The organism is Pseudomonas fulva (assembly GCF_023517795.1).
In the GTDB taxonomy this organism is placed as follows: Bacteria; Pseudomonadota; Gammaproteobacteria; order Pseudomonadales; family Pseudomonadaceae; genus Aquipseudomonas; species Aquipseudomonas fulva_D.
The window spans coordinates 5,400,421-5,417,286 of the sequence record NZ_CP082928.1 but is presented as its reverse complement, the minus strand read 5'-3'; the positions used below and the strand labels follow the sequence as shown (position 1 = coordinate 5,417,286).

At 66.9% G+C, this 16,866-nt stretch carries 15 protein-coding genes and 1 pseudogene; 10 read left to right on the top strand and 6 right to left on the bottom strand.

Annotated elements, in window-relative coordinates; genetic code table 11:
* Positions 1 to 48 precede the first annotated feature (48 nt).
* From K8U54_RS25500 to K8U54_RS25025, 7 genes and pseudogenes are all read left to right on the top strand, one after another.
* Positions 49 to 1,101 (top strand): annotated as a pseudogene (locus K8U54_RS25500) (HAMP domain-containing protein); the annotation flags it as partial.
* A gap of 33 nt (positions 1,102 to 1,134) precedes the next feature.
* Positions 1,135 to 2,007, top strand: coding sequence for a methyl-accepting chemotaxis protein (locus K8U54_RS25495; protein ID WP_434060047.1), 873 nt, complete (start codon positions 1,135 to 1,137; stop codon positions 2,005 to 2,007).
* Between the two features lie 125 nt (positions 2,008 to 2,132).
* Positions 2,133 to 3,050, top strand: coding sequence for an AAA family ATPase (locus tag K8U54_RS25045; RefSeq protein ID WP_070887814.1), 918 nt, complete (start codon positions 2,133 to 2,135; stop codon positions 3,048 to 3,050).
* Entirely contained in the window at positions 3,047 to 4,003 is a 957-nt protein-coding gene (locus tag K8U54_RS25040) for a DUF58 domain-containing protein (protein WP_249908307.1), read from the top strand. The genes K8U54_RS25045 and K8U54_RS25040 overlap by 4 nt, the downstream gene beginning before the upstream one ends.
* Positions 4,000 to 5,994, top strand: a complete 1,995-nt coding sequence (locus K8U54_RS25035) for a transglutaminase TgpA family protein (RefSeq protein ID WP_249908306.1) — start codon at positions 4,000 to 4,002, stop codon at positions 5,992 to 5,994. Before K8U54_RS25040 ends, K8U54_RS25035 begins: the two co-directional genes overlap by 4 nt.
* Before the next feature lie 22 nt (positions 5,995 to 6,016).
* Positions 6,017 to 6,787 (top strand): CHAD domain-containing protein, encoded by a 771-nt coding sequence (locus K8U54_RS25030; protein WP_249908305.1) that lies wholly within the window; start codon positions 6,017 to 6,019, stop codon positions 6,785 to 6,787.
* A gap of 78 nt (positions 6,788 to 6,865) precedes the next feature.
* Complete coding sequence (locus K8U54_RS25025) at positions 6,866 to 7,663, top strand: acyl-CoA thioesterase (protein ID WP_249908304.1); 798 nt, start codon at positions 6,866 to 6,868, stop codon at positions 7,661 to 7,663.
* On the opposite strand, the gene K8U54_RS25020 is transcribed toward K8U54_RS25025, so the two are convergent.
* The 3 genes from K8U54_RS25020 to K8U54_RS25010 form a co-directional block, all read right to left on the bottom strand.
* Positions 7,660 to 7,857, bottom strand: coding sequence for a hypothetical protein (locus tag K8U54_RS25020; protein ID WP_249908303.1), 198 nt, complete (start codon positions 7,855 to 7,857; stop codon positions 7,660 to 7,662). The genes K8U54_RS25025 and K8U54_RS25020 overlap by 4 nt on opposite strands.
* 121 nt (positions 7,858 to 7,978) lie before the next feature.
* A complete protein-coding gene (locus K8U54_RS25015; RefSeq protein ID WP_249908302.1) occupies positions 7,979 to 9,463 on the bottom strand; it encodes a methyl-accepting chemotaxis protein in 1,485 nt (494 codons plus the stop codon).
* Positions 9,464 to 9,604: 141 nt separating this feature from the next.
* Positions 9,605 to 10,471, bottom strand: a complete 867-nt coding sequence (locus K8U54_RS25010; RefSeq protein WP_249908301.1) for a TatD family hydrolase — start codon at positions 10,469 to 10,471, stop codon at positions 9,605 to 9,607.
* A 203-nt stretch (positions 10,472 to 10,674) separates the two neighbouring features.
* On the opposite strand from K8U54_RS25010, the gene K8U54_RS25005 reads away from it, so the two are divergent.
* The 3 genes from K8U54_RS25005 (at position 10,675) to K8U54_RS24995 (ending at position 13,135) form a co-directional block, all read left to right on the top strand.
* Positions 10,675 to 12,084: a transglycosylase SLT domain-containing protein gene (locus tag K8U54_RS25005; protein ID WP_249910518.1), complete on the top strand. Its 1,410-nt coding sequence runs from the start codon at positions 10,675 to 10,677 to the stop codon at positions 12,082 to 12,084.
* Positions 12,085 to 12,184: 100 nt separating this feature from the next.
* Positions 12,185 to 12,619, top strand: a complete 435-nt coding sequence (locus tag K8U54_RS25000; protein ID WP_249908300.1) for a DoxX family protein — start codon at positions 12,185 to 12,187, stop codon at positions 12,617 to 12,619.
* Positions 12,620 to 12,835: 216 nt separating this feature from the next.
* On the top strand, positions 12,836 to 13,135 hold the full coding sequence (locus K8U54_RS24995; protein ID WP_249908299.1) for a class I SAM-dependent methyltransferase: 300 nt from the start codon (positions 12,836 to 12,838) through the stop codon (positions 13,133 to 13,135).
* A gap of 8 nt (positions 13,136 to 13,143) precedes the next feature.
* Here K8U54_RS24995 and greB read toward each other — a convergent pair whose 3' ends face one another.
* The 3 genes from greB to K8U54_RS24980 are packed head-to-tail and all read right to left on the bottom strand — an operon-like array spanning position 13,144 to position 16,862.
* The gene (gene greB, locus K8U54_RS24990) at positions 13,144 to 13,641 is read right to left on the bottom strand and encodes a transcription elongation factor GreB (RefSeq protein ID WP_075930053.1); all 498 of its coding nucleotides are present in this window, start codon (positions 13,639 to 13,641) and stop codon (positions 13,144 to 13,146) included.
* Positions 13,642 to 13,674: 33 nt separating this feature from the next.
* Positions 13,675 to 16,179 (bottom strand): ABC transporter permease, encoded by a 2,505-nt coding sequence (locus K8U54_RS24985; protein WP_249908298.1) that lies wholly within the window; start codon positions 16,177 to 16,179, stop codon positions 13,675 to 13,677.
* Entirely contained in the window at positions 16,179 to 16,862 is a 684-nt protein-coding gene (locus tag K8U54_RS24980; protein WP_249908297.1) for an ABC transporter ATP-binding protein, read from the bottom strand. The genes K8U54_RS24985 and K8U54_RS24980 overlap by 1 nt, the downstream gene beginning before the upstream one ends.
* Positions 16,863 to 16,866 lie beyond the last annotated feature (4 nt).

The following is a 16,866-nucleotide window of genomic DNA, read 5'->3' as shown; positions in this document are numbered from 1 at the left end:
TCACTGTTGACCCCTGGAGGGCTACTGCCCAGCACGGGAGGGTCGGCAATGGTTTCTCTACGCGCACTGGCCAGCCTGGCAACGGCGGTCAAATTGTCCCTGGGATTCGGCGTGGTGCTGCTGCTCACCCTGGTGGTGGCGGCTACCGGGTTTTTCGCCCTGGGTGACGTGGGCGCCAGGTTTTCCCTGTTCGAGCGTTTCAGCGACATCAATGATCGCGTCGCGCAGATGCGCCGCACCGAACAGGCCTTCATCACCAGCGGCGACGCGGCGCAGACCCAGCGTCTGCACGAACAGGCGCAGGCCATCCGCGAACAGGTGCAACAGCTGCACGATCAGGTTGCCGGTAGCGAGCGCGAGGCATTGCAGCAGGTCGACGAGGACATTGCCGGATACGTGCAGGTCTTCGATCGCTACGTGGAGCAGAGCGACAATATGCGTCTGTCGCTGGATGCCGCGAAATGGCTGGTGGTCGGCGCCGCCAACAGCCTGGATCTGCTCAAGGACGGGCTGGCCGAGGACGGGGTTTACGCCCTCAAGGAGAGCCAGGGCAACCAGGGCGGCGAGGCGGTCACCCAGGCCGGCCAGATCGGCAAGGTGCATGTGCTGCTCCTGCAGGCCCTGGAGCAGGCGCGGGTTCTCCTGGAAAACAGCCGCAGCAGTGGCGAAGTGCCGAGCAGCAGCATCCAGGAAGCGCTCGATGCGCAGACCCAGGCGGCCCAGTTGCGCGACGCGCTGGGTGACCCGGGGTACCGTTCGGTGCTTGCCGAGGTGGTGGGCAATATCGACTCCTTCAACCAGCGGTTGCAGGAATACACCGGCTTGCTGCAACAGCAACAGCAGGAGCACGGGCAACTGGTGGCGCGTGCGGACAACGTGGTCGAGCGGGTCGGCCAGACCTATGCCCAGCAGAAAGATGCGCTTCACAGCCTGGTGCGCAGCAGCGCATTGCTGATTCTGGTCGCCGCCGCTGCCGCCTTGCTGGTCGGCTTGCTGGCGACGTTGCTCATCACCCGGGTGATCGTGCGCCCGCTCAAGCAGGTGACCGCGGTCGCCCAGCGCATCGCCGCCGGTGACCTCTGCGCCGAGATCGAAGTACGCCGCACCGACGAGATCGGCCAACTGCTGCTTGCCATGCAAGGCATGTCGCGGGACCTGCGTGGCATGGTCGGGCGCCTGCAGGACGGCGTGGTGCAGCTGTCCACGTCGGCGCAGACGCTTTCATCGGTCACCGAGCAGGCGCGTCAGGGCGTCAGCGGCCAGAAGGAAGAAACCGATCTGGTGGCCACGGCGATCACCCAGATGGCGGCGACGGTCCATGAGGTGGCGCAAAACGCCGAGCAGGCTGCTGCCTCCACCGCCCTGGCCGATTCACGGGTCGCTGCGGGCAGCCAGGTGGTGGGGGAAACCCTGCAACGCATCGAGCAGCTGGTCGCGGCCATGGCGGTGACCCGTCAAGGTATCGAACAGCTCAGCGCCGACACCCGCAATATCGACGCGGTGCTGGAGGTGATCAAGAGCGTGGCGCAGCAGACCAACCTGCTGGCGCTCAACGCGGCGATCGAGGCGGCACGGGCCGGTGAGCAGGGACGCGGGTTCGCGGTGGTCGCCGACGAGGTACGTGCGCTGGCGCGGCGTACCCAGCAATCCACCGAGGAAATCGAAGGGCTGCTGGGCACCTTGCGTGCTGGCGCCACCCGCTCGGTGGCCGACATGCGTCGCAGCGACGAACTGGTCGAGCAGGTGGTGGGCGACGCTCGCCTTACGCAAGAGGCCTTGACCGGTATCGCCGACGCCGTTGCGGTAATCCACGGCATGAACCAGCAGATCGCCGCTGCCGCCGAACAGCAGACCGCGGTGGCCGAGGACATCAACCGCAGCGTCACGTCGATTCGCGACCTGGGCGAGCAGTCCGCCGCCGCCATGCAGGAAAACGCCCGCTCCAGCCAGCAACTGGCGACGCTGGGTCGCGAATTGCAGGGCATGGCCGCGCATTTTCGCCTCTAGCGGGCGTCCGCGCGGTTCGCTGCAGGCCCGGGCCTGGTGCACAGTTTCGTCAGCAAACATTACGTAACGCTTTGCCCACCGCCGTCAGGTCAGTAGCATCAGGCCACTTGCACGAGGAGTGGACGATGCACACGAAACTGGACGCCTGCCTGGATACCATCAACCAGGTGCTGCTCGGCAAGGAGGCGCAGGTGCGCCTGGCGCTGACCTGTCTGCTGGCCCGCGGTCATCTGTTGATCGAAGACCTGCCCGGCATGGGCAAGACCACCCTCAGCCATGCCCTGGCCAAGGTGCTGGGGCTGAGCTTCCAGCGCATCCAGTTCACCTCCGACCTGCTGCCGGGCGATATTCTCGGCACCTCGGTGTTCGACAAGGACAGCGGCCAGTTCCTGTTCCACCCCGGCCCGGTGTTCGCCGAGCTGGTGCTGGCGGACGAGATCAACCGCGCCACGCCGAAAAGCCAGAGCGCGCTGCTCGAGGCCATGGAGGAGGGGCAGGTGACCATCGAGGGCGCCACACGGCCGCTGCCCGATCCCTTCTTCGTCATCGCCACCCAGAACCCGATCAGCCAGAGCGGCACCTTCGCACTGCCGGAGTCGCAGCTGGACCGCTTTCTGATGCGCCTGTCGCTGGGTTACCCGGCCCGTGCCGCGGAGAAAGCCCTGCTGCTTGGCGAGCCCCGTCGCTCGGTGCTGCCGACGCTGGACGCGGTACTCAATCACGCGGAGCTGGCGAAGCTGCAGGCCGAAGTACCCAAGGTGCGCGTCAGTGATGCCCTGGTCGACTACGTGCTGCGTCTGGTCGAAGCCACCCGTACCCAGCCGCAGTTCGCCTGGGGCCTGTCGCCACGCGGCAGCCTGGCGCTGCTGGCGGCGGCACGTGCCTGGGCACTGCTGGCCGAGCGCGATTACGTGATTCCCGAGGACGTCCAGGCCGTGCTGCCGGCCGTGGCCGGGCATCGCCTGCGTGATCAGGCGGACCCGGCGGGTCACGGCGGCGGTGCCCTGGTGCAATGGTTGCTGCGTGAGGTGCCGGCACTTTGACCGGCGCCTTCAGGCAGCGCTGGAATCGCTGGCTGGCCAGGCGCATACCGGCGGCCGCCAGCGTTCAGCTCAACCAGCGGCGCATCTTCATCCTGCCGAGCCGCGTGGGCGTGGCCTTTCTGTTCGCCCTGTTGGTCATGCTGCTGGCCGCCGTCAATTACCAGAACAGCCTGGCCTACGGGCTGACCTTTCTGCTCGGCTCGGTGTTCGTGGTCACCATCCTGCACACCTACCGCAACCTGGCCGGGCTGGTGCTGCACGCCGGTGGTGCCGGTGCGGTGTTCGCCGGCGAGGCGGCGCGCCTGCGGGTACGTCTGGAAAGTCGCGGCCGGGCCCACGAAGCCATCGCCCTGGGCTGGCCGCCTGCCGACCTGCAGCAGCAGGACGTGCCGGCGCAAGGCTCGGTCGAGTGCGAGCTGGGCCTGCAGACTCAGCGCCGCGGCTGGCTTGAACCCGGTCGCTTGCGGGTGGAGAGCCGTTTTCCCCTGGGGCTGCTGGTCGCCTGGAGCCATGTCGATCTTGATCAGGCGGTGCTGGTGTATCCGCGGCCACTCGAGGGCGAGTTGCCGCTGGCGGCTGGCGGCCGTGAGGATGACGAGCAGGCCGGGCTGGTCAGCCAGGGGCAGGGCAGCGATGACTTCCAGGGGCTGCGCACTTATCAGCCAGGCGATTCACGGCGGCGGCTGCACTGGAAGGCTTACTCGCGCGGGCAGGGATTGCTGGTCAAGGACTTCGCCGCCCAGACCGGCCGTGACCTGTTGCTGGATTTCGATGTGCTCAGCGGCGACCTGGAAAGCCGCTTGTCGCTGCTCTGCCACTGGGTGCTGGTGCTCTCCGAACGTCAGCAGCCGTTCGCCCTGCAACTGCCGAGCGAGTCGTTGCCGGTGGCTATCGGCGAGCGCCACCGTGAGCAGTGCCTGCGCGCGCTGGCGCTGCATGGAGCGCGCCCATGAGCAGCGTCGCCGGTATTCCGCGTATCAGCCTGACCTGGCTGCTGGTCGCCCAGGCATTGGTGATCCTGCCGCACGCCTTCCACCTGCCGGTCTGGGTGATCGGCCTGTGGCTGGGCTGTGCGGCGTGGCGCATTCAGATCTTCCGCATGCGTGCCGGCTACCCCAGCCTCCTCGTGCGTATCTGCCTGATCGTCCTGGCGGCCGCCGGCGTGTTCCTGTCCCGCGGCACCCTGGTCGGCCTGGACGGCGGGGTGGTGTTGCTGGTCGCGGCGTTCTGCCTCAAGTTGCTGGAGATGCGCACTCGCCGCGACGCGCTGGTGGTGATCTTTCTCGGCTTCTTCGTGGTGGTCACCGCCTACCTGTTCGATGACAGCATGCTCGTCGCGCTATTCAGCCTGCTGCCGGTGTGTGCCCTGTTGGCCGCCCTGATCGGGCTGCAGCAGAGCGGTACGGCAACACGGCCGTGGCGCACGCTGCGCCTGTCGGCCAGCCTGCTGCTGCAGGCGCTGCCGTTGATGCTGCTGCTGTTCCTGTTCTTCCCGCGGCTGGGGCCGCTGTGGTCGTTACCGGTACCCAACGAGCGTGGCGCGGTCACCGGGTTGGCCGACAGCATGGCGCCCGGCGATATCGCCGAGCTGACCCGTTCCGGTGAACTGGCCTTTCGTGCCAGCTTCGAGGGGCGGGTGCCAGCGCGTGGCGAGTTGTACTGGCGCGCGCTGACGCTCGATCACTTCGATGGCCGGCGCTGGTCGCAGTCGCCTGGGGAGCAGTTCTCGCCGGCGCCGCAGTGGCAGCCCCGTGGTGAGGCGCTGCACTACAGCGTGGTGATGCAGCCCACCACGCGGCCCTGGTTGTTCGCCCTCGACGTGGCCCGGACCGACATGCCAGGTACACGGCAGATGGGGGATTTCCGGCTGCAGCGCAACCGGCCGGTGGAGCGCGCGCTGCTCTATGACGTGAGCTCCTGGCCTGACGCGCTGCGCGAGCCGCAGCTGCCGCCGGACCGCCGGCAGGCCTTGCTGCGTCTACCCCGTGGGGGGGATGCCCGCAGTCGCGCCTGGGCTGGGGAGTTGCGCAGCCAGTACGCGCAGGATGAACAGTTGGTCGCGGCGCTGCTCAGCCATTTCAACCGCCAGCCCTACGTCTATACCTTGACGCCAACCCCCCTGGGCGAGGACTCCATCGACGAGTTCCTGTTCGATACCCGCAGCGGCTTTTGCGCGCACTATGCCGGGGCCATGACCTTCGTGCTGCGTGCGGCCGGCATTCCCAGCCGCGTGGTGGCCGGTTATCAGGGCGGCGAACTCAGTGGCAACGGCAGCTACGTGCAGGTTCGCCAGTTCGATGCCCATGCCTGGGTCGAGTACTGGTTGCCGGAGCGGGGCTGGACACGTGTGGATCCGACCTTTCAGGTCGCCCCCGAGCGCATCGAGCAAGGCCTGGAGCAGGCCCTGGCCGGTGAACAGAGCTTTCTCGCCGACTCGCCGTTCTCGCCCTTGCGTTACCGCAACCTGACCTGGCTGAACGAATTGCGCCTGGGCTGGGACGACCTCAACTACGGCTGGCAGCGCTGGGTGCTGGGCTACCAGGGCGCGCAGCAGTTCGAACTGCTGCAGCGCTGGTTCGGCCAGGTCGACGCCGGCAGGCTGATATTCGCGCTGGTCGGTGGCGGTGGCTTGCTGCTGGGCCTGCTCTCGCTGTGGCTGTTCAAGCCCTGGCGGGTCGAGCGTGACCCCCTGCTGCGCCTCTTTCAACGCTTCGAGCGACTGCTGGCCCAGCACGGCGTGCGGCGTCATGCCGGCGAAGGGCCACGGGGCTTCGCGCAGCGTGCCGGCGAGGCGCTGCCCGCCCAGGCAGACGCCATTCTGGCCTTCGTGCAGGCTTTCGAAGCGCAGCGTTACGCAGGGCAGAACATTTCCCCCCGGGCGCTGCTCCAACAGCTGAACGCGCTGCGCCGCCAACTGCCTTGGCGCTGGAGCCGATCCCCTTGAACGGTTTTTCAGGAGTTCCGTGATGAGTGGTTTTGTCGGTACGTTGCGCAGCGAAGTGCTGCGCCTAGAGGTTGCGCTCTACGCCTGTCGCGAGCGTCTGCAGGCGCAGACCGATGACGAGGCGCTGCACGATCTGCGGGTCTGCCTGCGCCGCTTGCGCAGCCTGCTTAAGCCGCTCAAGGGCGCTGCCGGGAGCGATCCTTTGCAGAAGCGCGCTGCCGAACTCGGGCGTCTGACGGGCCCGATACGGGATCTGGAGGTGCTGATCGGCACCCTGCGCGCCAGTGGTGAGCACGCCGCGGCGCAGCGCCGCCTGGTACAGCGCCGCAAGGGCGATGCCCTGGTACTCGGTAGCCGCGCCTTACCCGCGCTATTCCGCGCCCTGGACGAGTGGCCCCGGGAACTGGCTGCCCAGCAGGCGAGTGGCGAGCTCGAGGAGTTGCGCAAGAAGGTACGGCGCTACCTGCGCAAGCAGCTTGCCAAGCTGGTCGAGGCCTTGGGCGATGCAGAGCACGATCGCCACCGCGTACGTCTGCTGATCAAGCGCGTGCGCTACACCGCCGAGGCCTACCCGCAGCTTTCGCCGCTGTCGGCTGCCCAGGTGAAACTGCTCAAGAAAGGCCAGGCGGTGCTCGGGGATTGGCACGACCATGTGCAGTGGTTGGCGACTGCCGAGCGCGAGCCCGATCTGCGCGGCTTCATCCCCGCCTGGCGCGCCTCGATGGAGGCCGCCGAGCGTTCGGCGCAAACCATCCAGGCGCGTCTGCTGGCAACACTTCAGCCGCAACAATGACCGATCTGCCGTCTGCGCCGGGCTCGCGGTCGCGTGGTGCGTCTCTTACCATCCCAACGATGACAAGGGGAGGTGACCATGGATTTCTTCGAGCTACTGGAGCAGGTGCAGCATAGACCCGAGGCGCTGTCGATCCCGCCTGAGTGGGGCCAGGGCCGTGCCAGCTTCGGCGGTATCGTGGCGGCGTTGATCTATGCGGTGATGCGCAGCAAGGTGCCCGCCGATCGCCCGCCGCGGTCCCTGGCGATCAGCTTTGTCGCGCCTGTCGCCCCCGGCATCGCCACCGGTTTCGAGGCCGAGGTGCTGCGCGCGGGATCGGCGGTCAGCCAGGTGCTAGGACGTGCCGTGCAGAACGGCCAGGTGGTGGCCTTGATCCAGGGTAGTTTCGGCACCCCGCGCAGCTCTTCGATCAGCGTAGAGGCGCTGCCGGCGCCGGTGATCAAGGCGCCCGAGCAAAGCCAGGAGCTGCCCTACATTGCTCAGGTCACGCCGGAATTCACCCGCCATCTGGCGATGCGCTGGGGCTTGGGTGGTCTGCCGTTCAGTGGAAACCCGTCGCGGGAAATGGGCGGCTGGGTACGTTTTCGCGACCAGCAGCGCATCGAAACCCTCGACGAAGCCCACCTGCTCGGGCTGGTCGATGCGTGGCCACCGGCGGTATTGTCGCTGCTCGACAAGCCGGCGCCTGGCAGTTCGCTGACCTGGACCATCGAGTTCATTCAGCCGCTGCGCCCTATCACCTCCGATCAGTGGTGCCTGTACCGCGCCGAAATCGAGCATGCCCGCGATGGCTACGGGCACGTGGCGGCAGGGCTGTGGAGCGCGGACGGCGAGTTGCTGGCCATCAGCCGTCAGACCGTAACCGTCTTCGACTAAGCGCCACCCAGCAGCGCCTGGCGCGCCAGGGCATAGGCGGCAATGGCACCCAGGCCTGACAGCACCAGGGCAAGGGCACCGGAACCGCTGCCTGCCAGTGCCAGGGATACCAGCAGCAAGGGCAGGGCAATGGCCAGCATCGGCATGTCCAGCGATTCGGTGTGACGGGCGAGGGTAGCGGCTTGGGTGCTCATGAACGGTCTCCTGCATCAGATGGAGCCAGTCTATGGCGCAGGCACCAAGGGTCGCGAATTGATCCGCGCTATACGGCAGATAGGGTTTCTACTATCTGCTTTGGCGCAAGTGCTTCGGTGCTCAGGGTTTCAGCTGGCGGATGGCCCGCGACAGTTCGCCCGCCAGCTCGGCCAGCTGACTGCTGGTGGTGGCGGACTCGAGGGTCTGCTGGACGGTCTGTTCGGTGACATCACGGATGCCGATCACCGAGCGGGTCATCTCCTCGGCCACCAGGCTCTGCTGCTCGGCCGCGACAGCGATCTGCGTGTTGCTTTCGCGCATCTGCGCCACCGCGCCGGTGATCGCAGCGAGCGCGTCGCCGGCCTCATGGGCGGCGCGCACGCAATCGTCGGCTTTCAGCGAGCTTTCCCGCATGAACTCCACGGCATCGCGGGTGCCGGCCTGCAGCGTGCCGATCATGCTGGTGATCTCGTCGGTGGAGTCCTGCACGCGCTTGGCCAGGTTGCGCACCTCATCGGCCACCACGGCGAAACCGCGGCCCATTTCACCGGCCCGCGCCGCCTCGATGGCGGCGTTGAGGGCCAGCAGGTTGGTCTGTTCGGCGATGCCGTGAATGACGTTGACCACGCCGCTGATCTTCTGGCTGTCGGCGGCCACCTGCTCGATCATGGTGGCCGTCTGCTGCACGCCGCTGGACAGGCCGGTGATGGAATCGACCACGCGGGCGACCACGGTCTGCCCGGCGCCGGCGAGCTGATCGGCGGCCTGCGACTGGTCGCGGGTGGTGGCGGCGTGTTCGGCGATGTGGTGAACGGTGGTCGACATCTCGTTGATGGCGGTGGCGGCCTGATCGGTTTCGCTCTGCTGGCCGAGCATGCCCTGGCGCACGTCCTTCATACTCTGCGCCAGGCGCCGGGTGCCCTCGTCGAGCTGCGAGGCCGCCTGGATGACGGCGCCAACGACCCGCTGGTAGCCCGCCTGCATGGCATTGAAGGCGCCGGCCATCTGCCCGACCTCGTCGCGGCTCTGCAGGGGCACGCGGGCGGCCAGGTCACCGCTCTTCTCGACGTGCAGCATGACGTCCTTGAGGGTATTGAGGTGGGTGAGCAGAAAGCGGATCAGCAACTGCGAGGCGGCGAGCAGGGCGAGCATCAGCACGGCGACCGCCACGGCGTAGCTGCCGGCACGCGCGGCGAACACCTGGCCCAGGCTGCGGCCGGTGGCGAGGACGGCGATACGCTGACCGGCGCCGCGCTCGACGAGCTGCGCGCCGAGCAGCGGCTCGCTGCCGAACAGCACCTCGTGCTCGAGGGCAACCCAGCCGCGCCCGCTGCGCAGCGGCGTGGCGTCCGCGTCACCGGGCAGCCCTGGCGTTTCACCCGCCTTGAAGGCGATCAGTCCTGCGCTGGCGGGTAGCGCCTGGGTGGCTGGCCAGGCGGCGACCAGTTGCGCCCGCTGCTGGGCATCGGCGCGGGCGGCCTGGGCGAAGGTGTCCTGCTCCTGAAGCATGGCGAACAGCACCAGCAGCAGGGTCGTAACGAAGGCGACGGCATTCACCGCCCAGAACTTGTGTTTCAGGGAGATATCGCGAATCCACACGGGCATGTTCTTTTGCTCTCGACATGAATGAAGTGCTGGCAAGGCGCCATTATTCTTTCATGGGCAAATTCATCATCCCTTGATATGAGTCAACGGCAGCCGACGACTCGGCCACCACGGCTCGCAAGCAGCGCGGTTGCCTGCGGGTTAACGGCGACGATCCGCCTGGCTTGAGGGCTCCCAGTCATGTTCCCGATCATCGACCGGTTCGGCGAGGGTCGGCAGGGCGAAGAACGCCCGGGCGCAGGCCGTCGTGTGCCTGGCCACTTCATCGAGTGATTCCTGGCGGTGCAGGGCCACTTCGCGCAGCACTTCGGGGAGGAACGCCGGCTCGTTGCGACCGCCCTTGGGTTTCGGGCGCAGGCTACGCGGCAGGAGGTAGGGGGCGTCGCTTTCCAGCATCAGACGGCCGGCCGGAATCTCCTTTACCAGAGGATGCAGATGCGCCCCGCGGCGCTCATCGCAAATCCAGCCGGTGATGCCGATGTGCAGGTCCAGATCCAGGTAGTCGAACAGCGCCCGCTGTTCACCGGTGAAGCAGTGCACCACGGCGGCTGGCAGGCGATCGCGATAGTCGCGCAGGAGCTGCACGAAGCGCGGGTGCGCGTCGCGCTCATGCAGGAACACCGGCATCTGCAAGTCGGCGGCCAGGCTCAGTTGTTCCTCCAGGGCCTTTTCCTGCTGCGGGCGTGGCGAAAAATCACGGTTGAAGTCCAGCCCGCATTCGCCCACCGCCCTGACTTGCGGCTCGGCGAGCAGGGCACGCAGGCGCTTGCTGTCGTCACTGCTCCAGTGCTTGGCGTCATGGGGGTGCACGCCGGCGGTGCTGAACAGCCGCTCGGCGTGCTCATCGAGTTTCCGGCACAGGCTCAGCGCATGGTCACTTTCACCCAGGCTGGTGCCGGTCAATACCAGTTGACAGACGCCGGCTGCAAAGGCGCGTTCGAGCACGGCCGTGTGCTGGTCGTCGAAGCTTGCGTGGGTCAGATTGACGCCGATGTCGATGAGTTGCATGGTGTGACCCTGTGAAACGAGAGGGCGCAGCATAACAGAGCTTTTTGTCGCCAATAAAAAGCTAACGATTACAAAAACTTGTGGTCGATTCGTGAGGTAAATAAAGAGCCGAGCCATTAGGGTGTCGGCACATGCCGTGCCTGGCGATCCATCTTCGAATCACCCGCTCTGGCTATCAGCCGATTTCCGCTATCGGAGCATCGATATTGCGCGTCCTGTTCATCATCTGCCTGCTGCTCTGCCTGCCCATGCCGGCAATGGCACGTATCGCCGGTCCGCTGGAGGTCACCGGCACAGCCGCGCCACGGGATCTGCCGGGTATTCGCAAGAGCGGCGAGCTGCAGGTGCTGGTCAACCAGAGTCGCAACAGCTCGGGTGAGGTCAAGGGGCAGAGCATCGGCGTGGAGTACCAGCGCCTGCGTGCTCTGGAGCAGTATCTCAATCGCAACGCCCGCGATGGCCGCAACCTGCGCCTGAAACTGATTCCCAAGGCCAAGGACCAGTTGCTCGCCGCCCTGCAGCGTGGCGAGGGTGATCTGGTGGCGCCAGGCGAACTGCTCAGCAGCCAGGGCGGCAACGTGCTGGCCAGCGAAGCGATACGCCGTGACGTACCGGTGGTGATCGTCGCCCGGCAGGGCAATCGGCGTTACCAGCGGCTCGAGCAGCTGGCCGGGCGCAGCCTGTCGCTGCCCACCGGCAGCGTCGCCAAGGAGGCACTGCACGACATCAACCGCCGGCTCGAGGCGCGCAAACTGCCGCCCATCGTCGTCGAGTGGGTGGATCCGACCCTGGCCGTCGAGGACGTGCTGGAGATGGTCCAGGCCGGTATCTTCGATTTTACCGCCGTGGAGCTGCACATCGCCGAGCGCTGGGCCAAGGTGATGCCCAAGCTGCGTGTCGACCGCCATCTGGTGCTCGACAGCAGTGGCGACATGCGATGGTACATGCGCCGTGACGCACCCATGCTCAGTGCCAGCGTCGACCGCTTTCTGGACGGCTACCGAGTGCCCGATGACCAGGACGCCGCCTTCCAGCGTGTGTACCGGCGGCTCTATAAGGTGCATTCGCCCATGGGGCGCACCGAGCGCCAGCGCCTGGAGCGGGTGCGACCGGTGTTGCAGCGCTACGCCGAACAGCACGATTTCGACTGGTTGGCCCTGGCGGCCCTGGCCTTCAAGGAGTCGACGCTCAACCCGGCGGCTCGCGGCAGCAGCGGCGCCACCGGGCTGATGCAGATCACCCCGGCGGCGGCGCGCAGCGTTGGCGTCAGCGATATCTCGCGGGTTGAGAACAACGTGCAGGCCAGTGCCAAGTACCTCGCCAAGATTCGCCGCGGTTTCTTCAACAGCCCGCGGCTCAACGAGCGCGAACGCATGGCGTTCGTGCTCGCCGGCTACAACCTGGGCCCGCAGCGGGTACAGAGCCTGCGGGCAGAAGCGCGGCGGCGCGGCCTCAACCCCGATCAGTGGTTTTTTCAGGTCGAGCGGGTGGCGATGGAGGAACTGGGTATGGGCGTGGTCAGCTACGTCAACGCGGTGAATAAGTACTACCTCGCCTACGCCCGCGAGCGTTATTCCCTGGAGCCGGGGCAAAAAGTGAGTATGGGTAAATAATCGATTTATTCGATTATCTTTAGCGGTTTTATTCGGTGTTCATATTGGCTATTTGAATTAATATGCCGCCATCTCACTCGCATAGCAAAGGATTCGCCCCATGAACCCGTTCATCAAATCCCTGACAGCCACCCGCGCCGGCTTCGGCCTGACCGTCCTGCGCGTGCTGGTCGGCATCACCTTCATGGCCCATGGCGCACAGAAGCTGTTTGGCTGGTTCGGCGGTTATGGCCTTGCCGGCGTGGCCCAGTGGATGGAGAGCATCGGCCTGGCGCCGGGCTACCTGATGGCCTTGCTGGCCGGCAGCGCCGAATTCTTCGGCGGCCTGGCCCTGGTCATCGGCCTGCTGGTGCGGCCTGCTTCGGCGGTACTGGCGATCACCATGCTGGTGGCGATCTTCTCGGTGCATATCGGCAATGGCTTCTTCATGGCCAACAATGGCTACGAGTTCGCCCTGGCGCTGCTGGCCGCCACGCTGGCGCTGCTGATCGAAGGCGCCGGGCGGCTGTCGCTGGACAAGCGCATCGCCGGCTGATCACTGCCTCACTTGCGAAAGCCCGCCCATGCGGGCTTTCCTGGTTATTGACAGGCTGATCGGCAACTCTCTAGGATTGCCACTTGCGCCGATTTAGACAGCTACTTGCGGGGCGCCTCAGGGACTTGTCACGAGTCTCGAAATTCCGCTAAAGCGCTGGTTCGGTGTTGCCTCTCACCGCTGCCCAGCGGGATTTCCGAGGCGGAGACAAACACCATGAGCTGTTCCCAGGCTGCGCAAATTCGTATCGTCCCCATCACCACCCGGCTGGTTCGTCGCAACCCACGGATACTGCTGGGCGGTACTCATCAGCCAACGTTGCTGCGTTATCTGGACGGTTGGCCCGCTCGCCGCGAAGGCCAGCGCGCCTTTCTCGTGCAGTTCGCCGAGCCGGGCGAGTCGCTGCATCGTTTCGCCACTGACAGTTTCGACTTCGCCGTGCTGCAACGGCCGAGTGCCGAGGCGCTCGGGCAACTGACGCGTATCGCCCGGCAGGGGTTGATCACCCTGCGCTGAACCAGCTCTCAGGGGTAGTCAATGGCGACGATGTACCAGTACTTGTCGCCGGTGGGCGTCTGCACCCGCACCTCGGCGTCCAGGCCCTTGCCGACCAGCGCCCGGGCCAAGGGTGAGTCGATGCTGATCAGGTTCAGCTTGAGGTCGAGCTCGTCGGGGCCGACGATGCGATAGCGCGCCTCAACGCCGTCTTCGTCTTCGACGGTGACCCAGGCGCCGAAGTACACCTTGTCCGGATCACTGGGGCGGGTATCCACGACCTTGAGTTTTTCCAGGCGCTTGGTCAGAAAGCGCACGCGACTGTCGATCTCGCGCAGCATCTTCTTGCCGTAGGTGTACTCCGCGTTCTCCGAGCGATCGCCCTGGGCCGCTGCCTCGCTGACCGAGCGGGTTACTTCGGGCCTGCGCACGTGCCATAGCTCATGCAGCTCGGCGCGCAGGCGCGCTTCGCCTTGCGGGGTGATCAAGGGCGTACCCGCGGCGCGGGGAGGGCGATATCGGCTCATGCTCGGCTCTGTCTGGTGCGGACGCGCAGTCTATCAACCCTCGCGCAGAACGGTGAGCGGGCTGGCGTTCAGCGCGCGGCGGGTACCGAGTACACCGGCGATGCCGACCAGCAGCGCACCGATCAACGGCAGCACCAGCAGCCACGGATGGGGCTGCCAGGCCATCTGGAAGGCGTAGCGGTAGATCAGGAAACTGACCAGCTCGCAGCCCAATGCCGCCAGCAGGCCGCTGGCGGCGCCCAGCAGGCCGAATTCGGCACGCCTGGCCTGCACCAGCAGTTTGCGTTCGGCGCCCAGGGCGCGCAGCAGGGCACCCTGATGGATACGCTCGTCCAGCGTCGACTGCAGGCCGGCGAACAGCACCGCCAGGCCCGCTGCCAGCACGAACAGCAATACGAACTCGATGGCGATGGTGACCTGGGCAAGGATGCTGCGCAGCTGGTTGAGCAGCGCTTCGACCTGCAGCAGCGATACCGACGGGAAGGCGCGGGACAGCTCCACCAGCTGCTGCTCATGCTGCGGGGGCAGGTAGAAGCTGGTCAGGTAGGTCACCGGCAGGTCCTTGAGGGTGCCGGGCTCGAAGATCATGAAGAAGTTGGGCTGGAAGTTGTTCCAGTCCACCGTGCGCAGGTTGCTCACCACGGCATCGCGATCGACGCCGCCGACATTGAAGGTCAGGCGGTCGCCGAGCTTGATGTGCAGGCTCTGCGCCAGTTCGTCTTCTACCGACACGCCAGGCAACTCCTGTTGTTTACCTGCCGTCCACCACTGTCCGGCCGTCAGGGTGTTGCCATCGGGCAGGTCGGCGCTCCAGGTCAGGCTCAGGTCACGGCGTACCGCGCGTTCGCCCCGTGAGTCCTCGCTGACGTACTGACGCACCGGCTCGCCATTGACCTGGGTCAGGCGCCCCGGCACCACCGGGTAGAGCGGGGCGGGGTGGGGAGAAAGCTGGGCGAGGCGTTCGGCGAAGGCGTCGCGCTCGGCAGGGAGCACGTTGAGAGCAAAATGATTGGGTGCGTCGGCCGGCAGCTGCTCCTGCCAGTTGTCCAGCAGTTCACCGCGCAGCAGGGCGATCAGCGCCATCGCCAGGAGGATCAGGCCGAAGGCCAGGGATTGCCCGGCTGCCGCGAGCGGCCGGCGCAGCAACTGACCAAGGCCCAGGCGCCATGGCAATGCGGCGCGTGCCAGCAGGCGGCGCAGGCTCTGCAGGCCGAGCAGCAGCAGGCCGCCCAGCAAGAGGGCGGTGATCAGCCCGCCACCGAGCAGGGCCAGGGTCAGCGTCAGGTCGAGGCTCAAGCGCCACATGATCAGGCCCAAGGCGAGCAGTGCCGTGCCGTAGACCAGCCAGGAGCTGGCCGGTACCGGCAGCATGTCGCGGCGCAGCACCCGCAGAGGTGGAACGCGGCCCAGCGCCGCCAATGGCGGCAAGGCGAAACCGGCGAGAGCCACCAGGCCGGTGGCGATACCGGCCAGGGCGGGCCAGACGCCGCCCGGGGGAATCTGCGTGGGCAGCAGGCCCTGCAGCAGGTGGAACAGCGTCTGCTGGGCGAGCCAGCCGAGCAGCGCGCCGGCAAGGCTGGCGAGCAACCCGAGTATCGCCAGTTGCAGGCCGAACAGGCTCAGCGCCTGGCGGCGCGACAGGCCCAGGCAGCGCAGCAGCGCGCTGGCGTCGAAGCGGCGGCTGGCGAAGCGCGACGCCGACAGGGCGACCGCCACGCCAGCCAGCAGTACGGCGGCCAGGCTGGCGAGATTCAGGTAGCGCTCGGCACGATCCAGGGCGCCGCCGACGCGGCGGCTGCCGTCGCGGGCGTCATCGAAGCGCTGGTGGGCCGCCAGCCCCGGCTCGGTGGCCTGCCGATAGCTGGCCAGGGCATCGCTCGGGCCGTTCCACTGTTCGATGTAGCGCACCCGGCTGCCCGGTTGCACCACGCGGGTGGCCGGCAGGTCGTCGAGGTGCATCAGCACATGGGGCGTCAGGCTGTAGAAGTCGCCGGCTTCATCCGGCAGGTAGGTCAGCACCCGGGTGAGGCGCAGCCTCTTGGCGCCGACTTCGATCTGGTCGCCGACTTCCAGATCCAGCGCCACCAAGAGGCGCGATTCGGCCCACACCTCGCCAGGCCCTGGGCCTGCGCTGACGGTTTCTTCGGCGTAGGGCGCGGCGGCGCTCTTGAGCTGGCCGCGCAGCGGGTAGCCCTGCCCGGCGGCCTTGACGCTGGCCAGCTGAATGCCGGCGTCGCTGGCGATCACGCTGGTGAACTCGACCACCTGGGCGTGCTGCAGGCCGCGCCCGGTGCCGGCCTCGATCTGCTCGGGGCTGGCGGGGGCGCTGCCGCGGAGAATCAGGTCGGCGCCGAGAAACTCGGTGGCGCGCAGGCTCATGCCCTCGTTCAGGCGGGCGCCGAAATAGCCGATGGCGGTGCTGGAGGCTACGGCGATCAACAGGGCGAAGAACAGCACGCGCAACTCGCCGGAGCGCGCATCGCGCAGCAGCTGGCGGCCCGCCAGTGACAGCAGGCTTGCAAAGGACAGGTTGCGCATCAGGCGTTCACCGCTGCCACCAGGTGGCCGGCCTCCAGGCGGATGATGCGCTGGCAGCGCGCGGCCAGGCGTTCGTCATGGGTGACCAGCACCAATGTCGCGCCGCGTTCCTGGTTGAGCTCGAACAACAGGTCGCTGATGCGCTCGCCGGTGTGGGTGTCCAGGTTGCCGGTCGGTTCGTCGGCGAACAGTACATCGGGTTCCGCGGCAAACGCCCGGGCGATGGCCACGCGCTGCTGTTCGCCACCGGAAAGCTGGCGCGGCGAGTGGGTCAGGCGTGCACCCAGGCCGACGCGCTCGAGCAGCTCGCTGGCACGCTGACGGGCATCGCTACGGCCTTCCAGCTCCAGGGGCAGCATCACGTTCTCCAAGGCATTGAGGCTGTCGAGCAGCTGGAACGACTGGAACACGAACCCCACGTGCTCGGCGCGCACCCGGGCGCGGGCGTCTTCATCCAGGCTGCCGAGATCGTTGCCGGCCAGCAGGATGCGCCCGGTGCTGGGCAGGTCGAGGCCGGCCAACAGGCCGAGCAGGGTGGATTTGCCGGACCCCGAACTGCCGACGATGGCCAGGCTGCCACCTTTTTCCAGCTCCAGCGACAGGTCGTGCAGGATGGTCAACTCGCCTTCCGCGCTGGAGACCACTTTGTTAAGGTTCTGCGCAGACAGAATGCTTGAGCTCATGAGG

What these genes read in the sequence shown, in the direction of transcription:
- K8U54_RS25495 (WP_434060047.1), top strand. Translation starts at nt 1,135, where the DNA reads ATGCAAGGCATGTCGCGGGACCTGCGTGGCATGGTCGGGCGCCTGCAG.
- K8U54_RS25045 (WP_070887814.1), top strand. Translation starts at nt 2,133, where the DNA reads ATGCACACGAAACTGGACGCCTGCCTGGATACCATCAACCAGGTGCTG.
- K8U54_RS25035 (WP_249908306.1), top strand. Translation starts at nt 4,000, where the DNA reads ATGAGCAGCGTCGCCGGTATTCCGCGTATCAGCCTGACCTGGCTGCTG.
- K8U54_RS25030 (WP_249908305.1), top strand. Translation starts at nt 6,017, where the DNA reads ATGAGTGGTTTTGTCGGTACGTTGCGCAGCGAAGTGCTGCGCCTAGAG.
- K8U54_RS25025 (WP_249908304.1), top strand. Translation starts at nt 6,866, where the DNA reads ATGGATTTCTTCGAGCTACTGGAGCAGGTGCAGCATAGACCCGAGGCG.
- K8U54_RS25020 (WP_249908303.1), bottom strand. Translation starts at nt 7,857, where the DNA reads ATGAGCACCCAAGCCGCTACCCTCGCCCGTCACACCGAATCGCTGGAC.
- K8U54_RS25015 (WP_249908302.1), bottom strand. Translation starts at nt 9,463, where the DNA reads ATGCCCGTGTGGATTCGCGATATCTCCCTGAAACACAAGTTCTGGGCG.
- K8U54_RS25010 (WP_249908301.1), bottom strand. Translation starts at nt 10,471, where the DNA reads ATGCAACTCATCGACATCGGCGTCAATCTGACCCACGCAAGCTTCGAC.
- K8U54_RS25000 (WP_249908300.1), top strand. Translation starts at nt 12,185, where the DNA reads ATGAACCCGTTCATCAAATCCCTGACAGCCACCCGCGCCGGCTTCGGC.
- K8U54_RS24995 (WP_249908299.1), top strand. Translation starts at nt 12,836, where the DNA reads ATGAGCTGTTCCCAGGCTGCGCAAATTCGTATCGTCCCCATCACCACC.
- greB (WP_075930053.1), bottom strand. Translation starts at nt 13,641, where the DNA reads ATGAGCCGATATCGCCCTCCCCGCGCCGCGGGTACGCCCTTGATCACC.
- K8U54_RS24985 (WP_249908298.1), bottom strand. Translation starts at nt 16,179, where the DNA reads ATGCGCAACCTGTCCTTTGCAAGCCTGCTGTCACTGGCGGGCCGCCAG.
- K8U54_RS24980 (WP_249908297.1), bottom strand. Translation starts at nt 16,862, where the DNA reads ATGAGCTCAAGCATTCTGTCTGCGCAGAACCTTAACAAAGTGGTCTCC.